Below are 14,829 nucleotides of genomic sequence, written 5' to 3'. Positions count from 1 at the left end.
CAGGACCGCGCCTTGATTCACCGCCACGAACTTCCCCTGTTGCTCACCGGCCTGCTGGCCACCCTGTGCGGCGTAGGCCTGAGCCGCATGGCCTTTACCGCGCTGATGCCGGCGCTGGTGCAGGCGCATTGGTTCAGCGCCGACCAGGCCGCCTACCTGGGCGCGGCGACGCTGCTCGGCTACCTGGTCGGCGCGCTGGTCGCCCACCGGCTCACCGAACGCTGGAGCGTGCCGCGCGTGCTGCTGGGCAGCTTCGCGGCCGTGACGCTGAGCTTTGCGCTGTCGGCCCTGCCCCAGCCGTTTGTCACGTTCTTCGCCTGGCGCTGTCTGGGCGGCATGGCCGCCGCGGTGCTGATGGTGGTCGGCCCATCGGCGGCGATGGCGGCGCTGCCCGTGGCGCGGCGCGCGGTGCTGGGCCCGGTGCTGTTCGCGGGCGTGGGCGTCGGGGCATTGCTATCGGCGACGCTGGTGCCGGCGCTCGCGCGCCTGGACCTGCCCTGGACCTGGGCGGCGCTGGCACTCGTCTCCGCGCTGTGCGGCTTGTGGGGCTGGCGCAGCAGCCGGCAGATTCCCGCGGCCGCGGCGCTGCTCGCACGCCAGCAGCCCGCTGCGCCGCCCGCCGCCCTGCCCCCTGACACCACAGGCCGGCTCTGGCTGCTGCCCGTGCTGTGGCTCATGGCTGCCTATGCCTGCGATGCCGCGGGCTTTGTGCCGCATACCGTTTTCTGGGTCGACTATCTGGCGCGTGAACGTGAACTGGGCACGGCCTTTGGCGCGCTGCAATGGGGGCTGTTCGGCCTGGGCGCACTGCTAGGGCCCATCGTCACGGCCGCCTGCGCCGCGCGCTGGGACTGGCACCGCGCCGTGGTCGGCGGCATGGCGCTCAAGACCGCGGCGGTGTGCATTCCCGTGGCCCTGCCCTGGCTGCTGTACGGGCCCGCGCCCACGCTGCAGCTCGTGGCCTACGGCTTGTCATCGTTCCTGGTCGGCGCGCTGTCGCCGGGCATTGCGGCGCTGACTTCAGGGCGGCTGCTGCAGCTCGTCGGGCCGCTGGCGCACAAGCGCGTGTGGGGCTATGCCACGGCGGTGTTCGCCACGGCGCAGGCGCTGTCGGGCACGGGCATGGCCTGGCTCTACGCGCAGTCGCATCTGTACCAGCCGCTGTTCGCGCTGGCCGCAGCACTGCTCGCGCTGGGCACGCTGCTGGCCTGGGCCAGCGGCCGGCGTTGAGTGGCTAATACAAGCCTTGAAGCGTCGTTGCGCTGCCTTGCCGTGCTATTCGCACTGTCTGCGGCAACGCGCCTAGCTTCAACCGCAAATCTGCGATTTGCTGGCTTGTCTTAGCCACTCTTGAGCGACTCAAATGCCCAGATAGGCCTGGCGCACGGCCAGGTTGTCCTGGAGTTCGGTCATGCTGCTGGCGTAGCGGATCTGGCCTTTTTCCAGCACATAGGCGCGGTCGGCAACGGCTTCGCAAAACGGCAGGTTCTGCTCGGACAGCAGAATGCCTATTCCCTGGTCCTTGAGCGCGAGAATGGTCTGCGCCATCTGCTCGACGATCAGCGGCGCCACGCCTTCGGACGGCTCGTCGAGCAGCACCAGCAGCGGCTGGCCCATGAGCGTGCGCGCCACGGAAAGCATCTGCTGCTCGCCGCCGCTCATGCGCCCGCCCAGGCGATCGGGCATTTCGCCGAGATTGGGAAACAGCGTGAACAGCCGCTCGGGCGTCCAGTGCGGCGCGGCGCGGCCGTCGGGCCAGTGGCGCGGCGCCTGGCGGCCGACTTCGAGGTTCTCGCGCACCGTGAGATCGGTGAAGATGCGCCGGTCTTCAGGCACATAGCCCAGGCCCAGGCGCGCGATGCGATACGCCGGCCAGCCTGCGATGCGCTGGCCCATGCAGCGCACCTCGCCGCTGCTGCGCGCCAGCAGCCCGGCAATCGCCTTGAGCGTGGTCGACTTGCCCGCGCCGTTGCGGCCCATCAGCGCGACGACTTCGCCGGGCCCCACGTTCAGCGCGATATCGCGCAGGATCTGCGCCGCGCCATACCAGCCATTCATACCACGGACTTCAAGCAATGGTGCCGACGATGGTCGCGGATGGTTCATGTTCTGCGCTTTCCCAGAATCTGCCCATGGCCCAGATAGGCCTGCTGCACGCGCGGATCGCGCTGTATCACTTCGGGCCGGCCTTCGGCCAGCAGCTGGCCGCGCACCAGCACCAGCACGCGGTCGGCCTGGCCGAACACCACGTCCATGCTGTGCTCGGTGAACAGCACGCCCATCTCACGCTCCTTGGCCAGCGCCCGCGTGAGCGCCATCAGCGCCAGCCGCTCGGCCGGCGCCATGCCGGCCGTGGGCTCGTCCATCAGCAGCAGCTGCGGCGCATGGGCCAGCGCCATCGCCAGTTCCACGCGCTTGACGTCGCCGTAGGCCAGCGCGCTGCAGGGGCGGTCTGCCTGGCGCCCCATGCCCACGCGTTCGAGCAGCGCCAGCGCATCGTCGCGCCGGTGGCCGGCCGCGCGACGCCAGGACGCGAAGACCTTGTGGTCGGCCGACAGCAGCGCCATCTGCACGTTCTCGACCACGCTCAGCGAAGCGAAAGTCGCGGCAATCTGGAATGTGCGCCCCACGCCGCGGCGCCAGATGGCGCGCGGCGACAGGCCCGCGATATCGTGGCCCGCAAGCCGCACCGAGCCGCTGTCGGGCGCAAGCTGGCCGCCGACCAGATTGAAGGTCGTCGACTTGCCCGCGCCGTTGGGCCCGATCAGCGCCAGCAGCTCGCCTTTTTCCAGCGAGAAGCCCACGCCGTCGACGGCCTTGACGCCGCCAAATGCCTTGCCCAGGCCGCGTACTTCGAGCAGGCTCATGCACGGCCCTCCCGGCGAGCGAAAAGCCTTTGCAACTGCTGCGCGAAGCCCGCAATGCCCTGCGGGAAGATCAGCACCAGCACCAGCATGACGCCGCCCAGCAGCGCGCGCCAGTAATCGGTCTGGCGTGCAATGGTGTCGTGCAGCCAGGTGAACACGCCCGCGCCCACCAGCGGCCCGGCCAGCGTCTGCACGCCGCCGAGCAGCACCATCACCAGCGCATCGACGGACTTGGTGACCGACAGGCTGTCGGGTGAAATGCTGCCCTTGGAAAACACGAACAGCGCGCCCGCAAGCCCGGCCCAGAGCCCGGCGATGACAAAGCCGGCCCACTGCACGCGCCGCACATCGATGCCGATCGCTTCGGCGCGCAGCGCCGAGTCGCGCGCCGCGCGCAAGGCGTAGCCCAGCGGCGCGAACAGCATGCGCCGCAGCAGCCAGACGGCAGCCGCCACCACGGCCAGCGTGAGCCAGTAGTAGGCCGCGCCCTGCGCTGCCCATTCGCTGGGCCACACGCCCGTGAGGCCGTTGCTGCCGCCCGTGACCGCGTCCCACTGGAAGCAGATCGCCCAGGTGATCTGCGCGAACGCCAGCGTGAGCATGGTCAGGTACACGCCCGACAGCCGCACGCAAAACCAGCCGAACAACAAGGCTACGCAGGCCGCGCACAACGGGGCGAGCAGCAGCGCGGCTTCCATGGGCAGGCCACTGCTGCGCACCAGCAAGGCCGCCGCGTACGCGCCCAGGCCGAAGTAGGCCGCATGGCCAAACGAATGCATGCCGCCGGGCCCGAGCAGCGCATGCAGGCTTGCGGCAAACAGCGCCATGATGAAGATGTCGGTCAGCAGCACCAGCGCGTAGCTGCTTTCGCCCGCGAGCAACGGCAGTGCGGCCAGCAGCGCCAGCCCGGCCCAGGTCGCGGCCTGGCCGCGCGCGCCTGCAGGCGTAAGCGGCGCTTCGGCCTCGCCCAGCGCGCGCGCCGTGGCCTGCGGCCGGCCCATCAGCCCCCAGGGCCGCCAGACCAGCACCACGGCCATGACGATGAATTCGACGACCAGCGTCAACTTGGAGAACGAAATTTCCACCCCGCCGATTTCCACCAGGCCCAGCCAGATGCAGATGGCCTTGAGTTCGGCAATCAACAGCGCCGCAACAAACGCGCCCGGGATGGAGCCCATGCCGCCGACCACCACCACGACAAAGGCCGCGCCTATGGTCAGCAGGTCCATGTCGAGGTGGGCGGGCTCGCGCGGCAGCTGCAGCGCGCCGCCCAGGCCCGCAAGCAGCGTGCCCAGCGCGAACACCGCGGTGAACAGCCAGGCCTGGTTGACGCCCAAGGCGCCAACCATTTCGCGATCCTGCGTGGCCGCGCGCACCAGCGTGCCCCAGCGCGTGCGCGTGAGCAGCAGCGTGAGCAGGCCCAGCACCACGGGCCCGACGGCGATCAGCAGCAGGTCATAGACCGGAAACTGCCGGCCCAAGATATCGACCGCGCCTTCGAGCCCCGGCGCGCGCGGGCCGAACAGCTCTTCAGGCCCCCAGAGCCACAGCGCGGCGTCCTTGATCACCAGCACCAGCGCAAAGGTCGCCAGCAGTTGGAATAGTTCGGGCGCCTTGTAGATGCGCCGCAGCAGCACGATCTCGACCAGCGCGCCCAGCGCCGCCGTGACCAGCGGCGCGAGCAGCAGCGCGGGCCAGAAGCCGATGTGCTCGCCCAGCAGGCCGACCAGCGAATAAGCGACGTAGAGGCCCAGCATGTAGAACGAGCCGTGCGCGAAGTTGATGGTGCGCGTGACGCCGAAGATCAGCGACAGCCCGACCGAGACCAGGAACAGCGACGACGCGCTGGCCAGGCCATTGAGCAGTTGCACCAGCAGTCCGGACAGGCTCATTGCGCTGCTCCATGAAACGGGCGTGGCCCAGCATGGAGGCAGCGAGCAAGGGCCGCCCCGCAGCGAGGCTGCCGTCCCCCTCCCGCGAAGCGAGAGAGGGGGATGCGGCGACAGCCGCTCAGGGGGTGACCGGGCGCATTCTGCGCACGGCCTCATTCGATGGCTGGTAGTCCTTGCCATCGGCATAGTGGAAATCGACCATCACGCCATGCTGCAGGCGCTCGTCGTAGGCGGTCCTGCCCACATAGGCGCCCATGGTCGACTGGTTGTCCTCGGGCCGGTAGGTGATGCGGCCGAACGGAATCTCGACTTCCAGGCCCTTGAACGCGGCAATCAGCTTTTCGGTGTCGGCGCTGCCGCCGGTCTTGCGCAGGCCGGCTTCCAGCGACTTGATCGCGCCATAGCCGACGATGGTGCCCAGGCGCGGGTGCTCCTTGTACCTGGCCTGGTAGGCCTTGAGGAAGGCCTGGTGCGCGGGCGTGTTGATCGCATACCAGGGGTAGCCGGTCACGATCCAGCCCAGCGGCGCTTCCTTTCTCAAAGGCTCGAGGTACTCGGGCTCGCCGGTCAGCAGGCCCACGACTTCGCGGCCCTTGAACAGGCCGCGCGTATTGCCTTCGCGCACGAACTTGCCCAGGTCGGCCGAGAACAGCACGTTGAAGATCGCGTCGGGCCTGGCATCGGCCAGCGCCTGCACCACGCTGCCGGCGTCGATCTTGCCCAGGGCCGGCGCCTGCTCGGCGACGAACTCGACATCGGGCTGGGCTTGCTTGAGCAGCTTCTTGAACGTCGCCACCGCCGACTGGCCGTATTCGTAGTTGGGATAGACGATGGCCCAGCGCTTTTTCCTGAGCTTGGCGGCTTCGGGCACCAGCATCGCGACCTGCATGTAGGTCGAGCCGCGCAGGCGGTAGGTGTAGCGGTTGCCCTGGGCCCAGACCACCTTGTCGGTGAGGGTTTCGGAGGCCAGGAAGAAGCGCTTCTTCTGCTGCGCGTAGTCTGTGAGTGCCAGGCCCACATGCGACAGGAAGCTGCCGGTGAGCACGTCGATCTTCTCGCGCGCATAGAGCTCCTCGGCCGCGCGCACCGCGTCGCCGGGGTTGCCGTTGTCGTCGCGGGTCACGAGTTCGAGCTTCTTGCCTGCGATGCCGCCTGCGGCGTTGATCTGCTCGACGGCCAGCTCCATGCCCTTCTTGTAGGGCTCGAGAAAGGCCGGCATGGCCTTGTAGCTGTTGATTTCGCCGATCTTGATCACGCCTTGCGCGCCTGCCTGACCCACTGCCAGAGCCAGCACCGCTGCCACCGTCCACGCTTGCCTTGTCATGCGATTTCCTTAGGTTTGAATACGGACTGGGAATGAAATGTACCCTTACATCCCTATTTGCCCGACAATGCCCAGGTTTGCCCGCTTGACAGATGCCCGCCCCGCGAACGCCCCGCCACCGTGCGCCGTGTTTTCGCCAGCCAGCTCCAGCCAGCTTCTGACCTGTCACCCGCCGGGTTCCTGCTTTACGACTTCACCCATTTCACGCCATGAGTGCCTTTAACGAAGAACGCGTGCTGTCCGTCCATCACTGGACCGACCGCCTTTTTTCCTTCACCACCACGCGCGACATGTCGCTGCGGTTCTCCAACGGCCATTTCACGATGATCGGCCTGAAGGTGGACGGCAAGAACCTGCTGCGTGCCTATTCGATCGCCAGCCCGAATTACGAGGAACACCTCGAATTCCTGTCGATCAAGGTGGACAACGGCCCGCTGACCTCCAAGCTGCAGCACATCCAGGTCGGCGACACCATCATCGTCGGCAAGAAGCCCACGGGCACGCTGCTGATCGACTACCTGCTGCCGGGCAAGAACCTGTACATGATCGGCACCGGCACCGGCCTCGCGCCCTGGCTCGCCGTGGCGCGCGACCCCGAGACCTATGAGAAGTTCGAGAAGGCCGTGGTGGTGCACGGCGTGCGCCAGGTCGAGGAACTCGCCTACCAGCAGCTGTTCGAACAAGACCTCAACGCGCACGAGTTCCTCGGCGACATCGTGCGCGACAAGCTGATCTACTACCCCACGGTCACGCGCGAGCCCTTCCGCAACCAGGGCCGCATCACCAGCCTGATCGAAAGCGGCAAGTTCGCGGCCGACATCGGCCTGCCCGAACTCAACCCCGAGACCGACCGGGTGATGCTGTGCGGCAGCCCCGCGATGCTCACCGACCTCAAGCACATGCTCGAGGCGCGCGGCTTCAAGGAAGGCAATACCACGACGCCCGGCGACTTCGTCGTCGAACGCGCATTCGTCGAAAAGTAAGCGGGATCATCTGAGCGCAGCGCGCTCAGATGTTTTCACCCGCATGCCCGGGCAGCTGGCTGCCGGGTTGCTGCGCGACCCGGCCCAGCCGGCCGGCCTCCTTGGTGCGCGCATCGCAGACCGCCTTGGCCGTGGCCGCGGCGAACAGCAGGATGGCCGAGGAAAAGTAGATCCACATCAGCAGCACGACGATGGATCCGGCCGCGCCATAGGCCGAGACCACGGCGGCCGTCGACAGGTACCAGGCCAGGCCCTGCTTGCCCAGCGTGAACAGCGTCGCGCCGACGACGGCGCCGAACAGCAAAAAGCGCAGCGGCGGCTTGGGGCCGGTGCCTATGCGCATCAGTCCGACGAACAGCGCGACCGCGACGGCGAACGCCACGCCTTCGTTGATCACCCCGATCAGCGGCGCGAGCGGCACGATCGGCAACCGGCTCCCGGCCCAGGTCGTGAGCATGTGCACGGCGGTGGACAGCACCATCGAGACCATCAGCAAAAAGCCCAGCGCCAGCACATAGGCCAGCCCGCGCAGGCGCAATGTCGCCATGCGCCACCACGCGGCCTTGGGCGCGGGCAGCTCCTTCATTCCCATCTGCCAGAGCTTCTCGAGGGCCGACTGCAGCTCGACGAAGACACCGGTCGCGCCCGACAGCAGCAGCACGAAACCGGCCAGCGAGGCCAGCGTGCCTTCGGAGGGCTTTTGCGCACTCGCGAGCGCCGCCTGCACGACCTGGGCACCGCGCTCGCCGATCACGGCCTGCACCTGGCTCAGCAGATTGGTCTCGACATAGGCGCGGTCCACCCACCAGCCGAGCAGGCCCACGAGCAGCAGCAGCAGCGGCGCCAGGCTCAGGATGCCGTAGAACGACATCGCCGCGCTCATGCGCAGACCGTCGGCGCCCAGCCAGAGCTGGAACGCATCGATCAGCGGTTGGATGGGGCGCACGATGACACGCGCGCGACGCAGGAGGGAGTCAAGCATGGGTGGCATGGGCTTATCTTGACCCATGAAGCGCAATCGCGCTATCCAAAATGCACATCCACGCGCGCTTGCGCCCAAAGCTGCGAAGAAACCTGACATTGGCGGCAGGCGCAGGCGGGGCGCAAACGCAGCGAGAATGTGTGCAGGTCATATGACCACCGATGTTTCATTGCGCACCGAAAGAATTGCCTTATGTCCCGTCCTCCCCGCCTGCTGCAAAACGGCGCCATGCCCTTGGCCGCGCTTGACCGCGATCTCGCCGAACAGTTCGATATCCACCGCCTCGACCTAGAGACCGACCGCGCGGGCTTTCTCGCCGCGCATGGCGCCGAGTTCGTCGGCCTGGTCACGGGCGCCGGCACGGGCGCCAAGGCCGAACTGGTGCGCGCGCTGCCCAATCTGCAGGTCGTGAGCAGCTTCGGCGTGGGCTATGACGCACTGGACGAAGCCGCGCTGGTGGCGCAGAAAGTGCGCGTGGGCTACACGCCCGATGTGCTCAATGATTGCGTGGCCGACCTGGCCTTCGCGCTGCTGCTCGACATCTCGCGCGGCGTCAGCGCGGCCGACCGCTTTGTGCGCCGCGGCGAATGGACCAAGGGCCGTTTCGCCCTGCAGACCCGGGCCGCGGGCAAGCGCCTGGGCATCTTCGGCATGGGCCGCATAGGCTCGACCATCGCGCGCCGCGCCTCGGGCTTCGACATGGAAGTCGGCTACCACAACCGCCGCCCCGTCGAAGGCTCGCCCCATGCCTACAAGGACTCGCTGCTGGCCCTGGCCGAGTGGTCAGACTACCTCGTGGTGGTCGCCGCGGGCGGCGCGGGCACGCGCCATCTGGTCAACGCCCAAGTGCTGGACGCGCTGGGCCCGCAGGGCTTTCTGGTCAATGTCGCGCGCGGCAGCGTGGTCGATGAAGCCGCGCTGGTGCAGGCCCTGCAGCAGGGCCGCATTGCGGGCGCAGGCCTGGATGTATTCGAGGACGAGCCCCGCCCGCTGCCCGCGCTGCTGACGCTGGACAACGTGGTGCTCGCGCCGCACATGGCCAGCGGCACGCACGAGACGCGCCGCGCCATGGGCGATCTGGTGCTGGAGAATCTGCACGCGTTCTTTGCGACGGGCAGGCCCAAGGCGGAAGTGCCTTGGTCGGCAGCGATCAAGTAAATGCCGGTCGCCCTGAGCCTGCCGAATGGCGTTTAAGGGCGAACGGCAAAACCCGTTCGTGGTGAGCTTGCCTGGCCGGCCGCGTCAAACCATGAACGGCCGCCCTCAAGCCAGATTGGGCGCCAGCAGACTCCGCAGTTCCGCCTCGTCCATGCTGCGGCGCTTGGCCATGTCGATCAGCTGGTCGTCACCGATCTGGCCGACGTTGAAGTAGGCCGCGTCGGGGTGTCCGAGGTAGAAGCCGCTGACGCTGGACGCCGGCATCATCGCCAGGCTCTCGGTCAGCGTCATGCCGATGTCCGGGCACTGCAGCGTCTCGAACAGCGCGATCTTCGCGCTGTGGTCGGGGCAGGCCGGGTAGCCGGGCGCGGGGCGTATGCCCAGGTACTTTTCCTTGATCAGCTCGGCATTGCTCAGCTGTTCATCGGGCGCATAGCCCCAGAGGTCGGTGCGCACGCGCTGGTGCAGGCATTCGGCAAAGGCTTCGGCCAGGCGGTCGGCCAATGACTTGAACAGGATGCCCGAGTAGTCGTCGAGCTGATCGATGAACTCCTGCTCCTTCTTCTCCATGCCCAGGCCCGCGGTGACGGCGAACAGGCCGGCGTAATCCTTGATGCCGCTGTCCTTGGGCGCGACGAAGTCCGACAGGCAGCGGCTGGGGCGCATCACGCCTTCGACGGCCTGCTTCTCGGTCTGCTGGCGCATGCCATACCAGGTCAGCAGCACTTCCGTGCGGCTGTCGTCGGTGTAGAACTCGATGTCGTCGCCTACGCTGTTGGCCGGGTACAGGCCGATCACGCCATTGGCCGAAAGCCAGCGCCCGCTGATGATCCTCTGCAGCATGGCCTGGCCGTCGGCCATGACCTTGCGCGCTTCCTCGCCGACGATCTCGTCGTCGAGAATCGCAGGATACGGGCCGGCCAGGTCCCAGGTCTGGAAGAACGGGCCCCAGTCGATGAAGCGCGCGATCTCGTTGAGATCGAAGTTCTTGAACACGCGCCGGCCCAGCGCGCGCGGCGCAGGGGGCACGCGCGTGAAATCGACCTGCGCGGCATTCGCGCGCACCTTGGCCAGCGGCCACATCGGCACCTGCTTGCGGTTGGCATGCTGCAGGCGCACCTTGTCGTAGTCGGCCTCGAGCGTCTGCAGATACTCCTGCAGGCCCTCGCCCAGCAGGCTCTGCGCCACGCCCACGCTGCGCGAGGCGTCGGGCACGTAGATCACCGGGCCGTCGTACTTGGGCGCGATCTTCACGGCCGTGTGCACGCGCGAGCAGGTGGCGCCGCCGATCAGCAGCGGCATCTGGCGGCTGCGGAAGTATTCGTCCTTCTGCATTTCGCCGGCCACGTACTGCATCTCTTCCAGGCTGGGCGTGATCAGGCCCGACAGGCCGATGATGTCCGCGCCCTCTTCCTTGGCCTTGGCCAGGATTTCGTGGCAGGGCACCATCACGCCCATGTTGACCACTTCGAAGTTGTTGCACTGCAGGACCACGGTGACGATGTTCTTGCCGATGTCGTGCACGTCGCCCTTGACGGTGGCGATCACGATCTTGCCCTTGGAGCGCACGTCCTGGCCCGCGGCCTGCTGCTGGCGCTTCTCTTCCTCGATGTAGGGCACGAGGTGGGCCACGGCCTGCTTCATCACGCGCGCCGACTTGACCACCTGGGGCAGGAACATCTTGCCCGCGCCGAACAGGTCACCGACGACGTTCATGCCGGCCATCAGCGGGCCTTCGATCACGTGCAGCGGCCGGCCGCCGCGCGCCAGCACTTCCTGGTAGGCCTCTTCGGTGTCTTCGGTGATGAAGTCGGTGATGCCATGCACCAGCGCATGCGCCAGGCGCTGGGCGACGGTCACGGGGTGCTCGGGCGTGCCGCGCCATTCGAGGCGCTTGCTCTCGTCCTTGGCGCCGCTGCGCGCGGTTTCGGCGATCTCCACCAGGCGCTCGCCGGCGTCGGCGCGGCGGTTGAGCACCACGTCCTCGACGCGCTCGCGCAAGACAGGCTCGATGTCGTCATAGACGCCGACCATGCCGGCGTTGACGATGCCCATGTCCATGCCCGCCTGGATGGCGTGGTACAGGAACACGGTATGGATGGCTTCGCGCACCGGGTCGTTGCCGCGAAACGAGAACGACACGTTCGACACCCCGCCCGAGACCTTGGCGCCGGGCAGGTTCTGCTTGATCCAGCGCACGGCCTCGATGAAGTCGACCGCGTAGTTGTTGTGCTCTTCGATGCCGGTCGCGACGGCAAAGATGTTGGGATCGAAAATGATGTCTTCGGGCGGGAAGCCGACTTCATCGACCAGGATGCGGTAGGCGCGCTCGCAGATTTCGATCTTGCGCGCAAACGTGTCGGCCTGGCCCTTTTCGTCGAACGCCATGACAACGGCGGCCGCGCCATAGCGCTTGACCAGCTTGGCCTGGTGCTTGAACGGCTCCAGGCCTTCCTTCATCGAGATCGAGTTGACGATGCCCTTGCCCTGGATGCAGCGCAGTCCGGCCTCGATCACCGCCCACTTCGACGAGTCGACCATGATGGGCACGCGGGCGATATCGGGCTCGGACGCAATCAGGTTCAGGAAGCGCACCATCGCGGCTTCGCTGTCGAGCATGGCTTCGTCCATGTTGACGTCGATCACCTGGGCGCCGTTTTCGACCTGCTGGCGCGCGACGGCCAGCGCATCCTCGAACTGGCCGTTGAGGATCAGGCGCGCAAAGGCCTTGGAGCCCGTGACATTGGTGCGCTCGCCAATGTTGACGAACAGCGTGTCCTCGCCGACAAACACGGGCTCGAGGCCCGACAGACGCATCGGAGGAATGGAAACTTCAGACGACATACAACTCACCTGCACAAAACAAGGGCCAACAGGTGAGCGTCGTTGCGGGAGACAGAAACCCCAAGCCTGACGAGCGGTCCGGCCATCGTGCCGAACCCGCCGCTGCAACGCTCCTTGGGGGTTAGCCCGGGATTTTAGCGGGCCAACCAACTCCTTGCAGCCGCCGGCCCTGCGCGCAGGCTTACTTTGCCGTAGGCATCACGAATTCCGCGCCCTTGCCAATGCTCTCGGGCCAGCGCTGCATGATGCTCTTTTGCTTGGTGTAGAAGCGCACGCCTTCCTCGCCGTAGGCATGCATGTCGCCGAACAGGCTCTTCTTCCAGCCGCCGAAACCCTGCCAGGCCATGGGCACGGGAATCGGCACGTTGATGCCGACCATGCCGACCTGGATGCGGCGGCCGAACTCGCGCGCCACGTTGCCGTCGCGCGTGAAACAGGCCACGCCGTTGCCGAACTCATGGGCGTTGACCAGGTCCACCGCCTGCACGAAATCAGGCACGCGCACGCAGGCCAGCACCGGGCCGAAGATCTCTTCCTTGTAGATGCGCATTTCGGGCGTCACATGGTCGAACAGCGTGCCGCCCAGCCAGAAGCCGTTGTCGCAGCCCGCACCCGCCTGGGCGCCGTCGAAGCCGCGGCCGTCGACCAGCAGCTGCGCGCCTTCCTGCTCACCCAATGCAATGTAGCCTTCGATGCGCGCGCGCGCGGCCTGCGTCACGATGGGGCCCATTTCGGCCGCCAGGTTCTCGCCGTCGAGCACCTTGAGCGTCTTCGTGCGCTCGACCAGCTTGGCGACGACCTTGTCGGCCACGTCGCCGACCAGCACCGCGACGCTGATTGCCATGCAGCGCTCGCCGGCCGAGCCGTAGCCCGCGCCGATCAGCGCATCGACCACCTGGTCGATGTCGGCATCGGGCATCACCACCATGTGGTTCTTCGCGCCGCCCAGCGCCTGCACGCGCTTGCCCAGGCGGGCGCCGGTCTCGTAGATGTAGTTGGCAATCGGCGTCGAGCCGACAAAGCTCACGGCCTTGACATCGGGGTGCTCGATCAGCGCGTCGACGGCTTCCTTGTCGCCCTGGACCACGTTGAACACGCCGTCGGGCAGGCCGGCTTTCTTCAGCAGCTCGGCCATCAGCAGCGAGGCCGTCGGGTCGGTGGGGCTGGGCTTGAGCACGAAGGTATTGCCCGCGGCAATCGCCACCGGGAACATCCACATCGGCACCATCACCGGGAAGTTGAACGGCGTGATGCCGGCGACCACGCCCAGCGGCTGGCGCAGCGTCCAGTTGTCCATGCCGGTCGACACCTGTTCGGTGAAGTCGCCCTTGAGCAACTGCGGAATGCCGCAGGCGAACTCGATGATGTCGATGCCGCGCGCGACTTCGCCCTGGGCGTCGGTGAACACCTTGCCGTGCTCGGCGGTGATCGCATGCGCGAGTTCGTCCTTGTGCTGGTTGACCAGCTCGAGGAACTTGAACATCACGCGTGCCCGGCGAATCGGCGGCGTGTCGGCCCAGGCGGGAAACGCGGCGGCGGCCGAGGCCACGGCGGCATCGACATCGGCGCGGTTGGCCAGCGCCACGGCGCCGGTCACGGCACCGGTCGCGGGGTTGGTCACGGGCTGCGTGCGCAGGCTGCTGCCGGCCACGCGCTGGCCGTGGATGAAGTGGGCGATGGAGGCCGTCGAGATGGCTGCGTTCATGGAAAAGTCCTTGGGTCGTCGGTAAGCGATGGGCAAAGTGTAGGCAGGCACCGGCGCGCTGCCCAGTCCCGTGGCGTGAATTGATTGTTTAAATTGGTGAACAATGGTGGCATGAATTCCAACGATGCACTGAAAACCGAACAGCTCTGGTCGCACCTCTACTGGCTGGTGGTGCTCGAGCAGCAGGGCAGCTTCACGGCCGCCGCCGCGCGCCTGGGCGTGAGCAAGGCCGCGGTAAGCCAGCACATCGCCGGCCTGGAGCGCGCGGCCGGCGTGCCGCTGGTGCGGCGCACCACGCGCTCCATGCTGCTGACCGATGCCGGCCGGCATCTGGTGCAGGACACGCGCGACGCCTTCGCGCGCATCGCGGGCAGCTTCGCGCAGGTGCGCGACCTGGCCGACGCGCCGCGCGGCAGCCTGCGCGTCACGGCGCCCGTGGCGCTCGCACGCCAGCACCTGGTGCCGCGCCTGCCCGAATTTCTCGACCAGTACCCCGACATCCAGCTCGAGCTCGATCTGTCCGACCAGTTGCGCCCGCTGTCGCAGGAGGGCCTGGACCTGGCCATACGCCACACCAGCACGCCGCCCGACAACCATGTGGCCTGGGCGCTGTGCACCACCCATTCGGTACTGGTCGCGAGCCAGGCCTATCTCGAGCACCACGGGAGCGCACCGGCCGCGCCCGACGACCTGCGCCAGCACCGCTGCCTGCACTACCCGCGCGGCCACGAAGCCGCGGCCTGGACCCTGCAGCGCCTGGGCCGCGGCGGCGGCGCGCGCGCCACCGTGCCCGTGAGCGGCCCGCTGGTCGCCAACAACAGCGAGGCGCTGCGCGACGCGGCAATTGCCGGCCTGGGCATTGCGCTGGTGCCCGACTTCAGCGCCCAGGCCGCGCTGGCCGCGGGCCAGCTGGTGCAGGTGCTGCCGCAGTGGCGCCCCATGGGCGCGTTCAGCCCGACGATCTACGCCATGCGCCCGTATTCCGCCCATGTGCCGCGCGCGGTGGCGGTGTTTGTGGAGTGGGTGCGGGAGGTGTTTGCAAAGGGGTTTGCGCCGGAAGGGCGGGGGTGAGCC

General features: G+C 67.6%; 10 protein-coding genes, 1 pseudogene and 1 riboswitch. Of the genes and pseudogenes, 4 read left to right on the top strand and 7 right to left on the bottom strand.

Annotated elements, in window-relative coordinates:
* Positions 1-12: 12 nt before the first annotated feature.
* The gene (locus tag GVL12_RS04120; RefSeq protein ID WP_159911390.1) at positions 13-1,230 is read left to right on the top strand and encodes a YbfB/YjiJ family MFS transporter; all 1,218 of its coding nucleotides are present in this window, start codon (positions 13-15) and stop codon (positions 1,228-1,230) included.
* 129 nt (positions 1,231-1,359) lie between these two features.
* On the opposite strand, the gene GVL12_RS04115 is transcribed toward GVL12_RS04120, so the two are convergent.
* The 4 genes from GVL12_RS04115 to GVL12_RS04100 all read right to left on the bottom strand — a co-directional run bounded on the left by GVL12_RS04115 (position 1,360) and on the right by GVL12_RS04100 (position 6,083).
* A complete protein-coding gene (locus GVL12_RS04115; RefSeq protein ID WP_235033799.1) occupies positions 1,360-2,058 on the bottom strand; it encodes an ABC transporter ATP-binding protein in 699 nt (232 codons plus the stop codon).
* 44 nt (positions 2,059-2,102) lie between these two features.
* On the bottom strand, positions 2,103-2,867 hold the full coding sequence (locus GVL12_RS04110) for an ABC transporter ATP-binding protein (protein WP_159911388.1): 765 nt from the start codon (positions 2,865-2,867) through the stop codon (positions 2,103-2,105).
* Positions 2,864-4,759 carry an ABC transporter permease gene (locus GVL12_RS04105; RefSeq protein ID WP_159911387.1) on the bottom strand — a complete coding sequence of 632 codons (1,896 nt, stop codon included), beginning with the start codon at positions 4,757-4,759 and terminating at the stop codon, positions 2,864-2,866. Before GVL12_RS04105 ends, GVL12_RS04110 begins: the two co-directional genes overlap by 4 nt.
* A 118-nt stretch (positions 4,760-4,877) precedes the next feature.
* A complete protein-coding gene (locus GVL12_RS04100) occupies positions 4,878-6,083 on the bottom strand; it encodes an ABC transporter substrate-binding protein (RefSeq protein ID WP_159911386.1) in 1,206 nt (401 codons plus the stop codon).
* A 209-nt stretch (positions 6,084-6,292) separates the two neighbouring features.
* Here GVL12_RS04100 and GVL12_RS04095 point away from each other — a divergent pair, with 209 nt between their 5' ends.
* A complete protein-coding gene (locus GVL12_RS04095) occupies positions 6,293-7,066 on the top strand; it encodes a ferredoxin--NADP reductase (protein WP_159911385.1) in 774 nt (257 codons plus the stop codon).
* Between the two features lie 25 nt (positions 7,067-7,091).
* Here GVL12_RS04095 and GVL12_RS04090 read toward each other — a convergent pair whose 3' ends face one another.
* Positions 7,092-8,048 (bottom strand): YihY/virulence factor BrkB family protein, encoded by a 957-nt coding sequence (locus tag GVL12_RS04090; RefSeq protein WP_200843489.1) that lies wholly within the window; start codon positions 8,046-8,048, stop codon positions 7,092-7,094.
* 192 nt (positions 8,049-8,240) lie between these two features.
* Between GVL12_RS04090 and GVL12_RS04085 the strand changes: the two genes are divergently transcribed.
* Complete coding sequence (locus tag GVL12_RS04085) at positions 8,241-9,206, top strand: 2-hydroxyacid dehydrogenase (protein WP_159911383.1); 966 nt, start codon at positions 8,241-8,243, stop codon at positions 9,204-9,206.
* A gap of 105 nt (positions 9,207-9,311) precedes the next feature.
* Here GVL12_RS04085 and metH read toward each other — a convergent pair.
* Together metH and GVL12_RS04075 are read right to left on the bottom strand one after the other, a co-directional pair.
* Positions 9,312-12,035: pseudogene (gene metH / locus GVL12_RS04080) on the bottom strand (methionine synthase); the annotation flags it as partial.
* A gap of 42 nt (positions 12,036-12,077) precedes the next feature.
* Positions 12,078-12,172: riboswitch (S-adenosyl-L-homocysteine riboswitch) on the bottom strand.
* A 59-nt stretch (positions 12,173-12,231) separates the two neighbouring features.
* Complete coding sequence (locus GVL12_RS04075) at positions 12,232-13,755, bottom strand: CoA-acylating methylmalonate-semialdehyde dehydrogenase (protein ID WP_159911381.1); 1,524 nt, start codon at positions 13,753-13,755, stop codon at positions 12,232-12,234.
* A gap of 111 nt (positions 13,756-13,866) precedes the next feature.
* On the opposite strand from GVL12_RS04075, the gene GVL12_RS04070 reads away from it, so the two are divergent.
* Positions 13,867-14,826 (top strand): LysR family transcriptional regulator, encoded by a 960-nt coding sequence (locus GVL12_RS04070; RefSeq protein ID WP_159911380.1) that lies wholly within the window; start codon positions 13,867-13,869, stop codon positions 14,824-14,826.
* Positions 14,827-14,829 lie beyond the last annotated feature (3 nt).

The sequence above is a fragment of the Pantoea sp. 18069 genome (assembly GCF_902706035.1).
GTDB lineage: Bacteria > Pseudomonadota > Gammaproteobacteria > Burkholderiales > Burkholderiaceae_C > Comamonas.
Note: the sequence above shows the minus strand (reverse complement) of the source record. Positions and strands in the feature narration are given on the sequence as shown.

What these genes read in the sequence shown, in the direction of transcription:
- GVL12_RS04075 (WP_159911381.1), bottom strand. Translation starts at nt 13,755, where the DNA reads ATGAACGCAGCCATCTCGACGGCCTCCATCGCCCACTTCATCCACGGC.
- GVL12_RS04095 (WP_159911385.1), top strand. Translation starts at nt 6,293, where the DNA reads ATGAGTGCCTTTAACGAAGAACGCGTGCTGTCCGTCCATCACTGGACC.
- GVL12_RS04085 (WP_159911383.1), top strand. Translation starts at nt 8,241, where the DNA reads ATGTCCCGTCCTCCCCGCCTGCTGCAAAACGGCGCCATGCCCTTGGCC.
- GVL12_RS04100 (WP_159911386.1), bottom strand. Translation starts at nt 6,083, where the DNA reads ATGACAAGGCAAGCGTGGACGGTGGCAGCGGTGCTGGCTCTGGCAGTG.
- GVL12_RS04115 (WP_235033799.1), bottom strand. Translation starts at nt 2,058, where the DNA reads ATGAATGGCTGGTATGGCGCGGCGCAGATCCTGCGCGATATCGCGCTG.
- GVL12_RS04110 (WP_159911388.1), bottom strand. Translation starts at nt 2,867, where the DNA reads ATGAGCCTGCTCGAAGTACGCGGCCTGGGCAAGGCATTTGGCGGCGTC.
- GVL12_RS04070 (WP_159911380.1), top strand. Translation starts at nt 13,867, where the DNA reads ATGAATTCCAACGATGCACTGAAAACCGAACAGCTCTGGTCGCACCTC.
- GVL12_RS04090 (WP_200843489.1), bottom strand. Translation starts at nt 8,048, where the DNA reads ATGCTTGACTCCCTCCTGCGTCGCGCGCGTGTCATCGTGCGCCCCATC.
- GVL12_RS04105 (WP_159911387.1), bottom strand. Translation starts at nt 4,759, where the DNA reads ATGAGCCTGTCCGGACTGCTGGTGCAACTGCTCAATGGCCTGGCCAGC.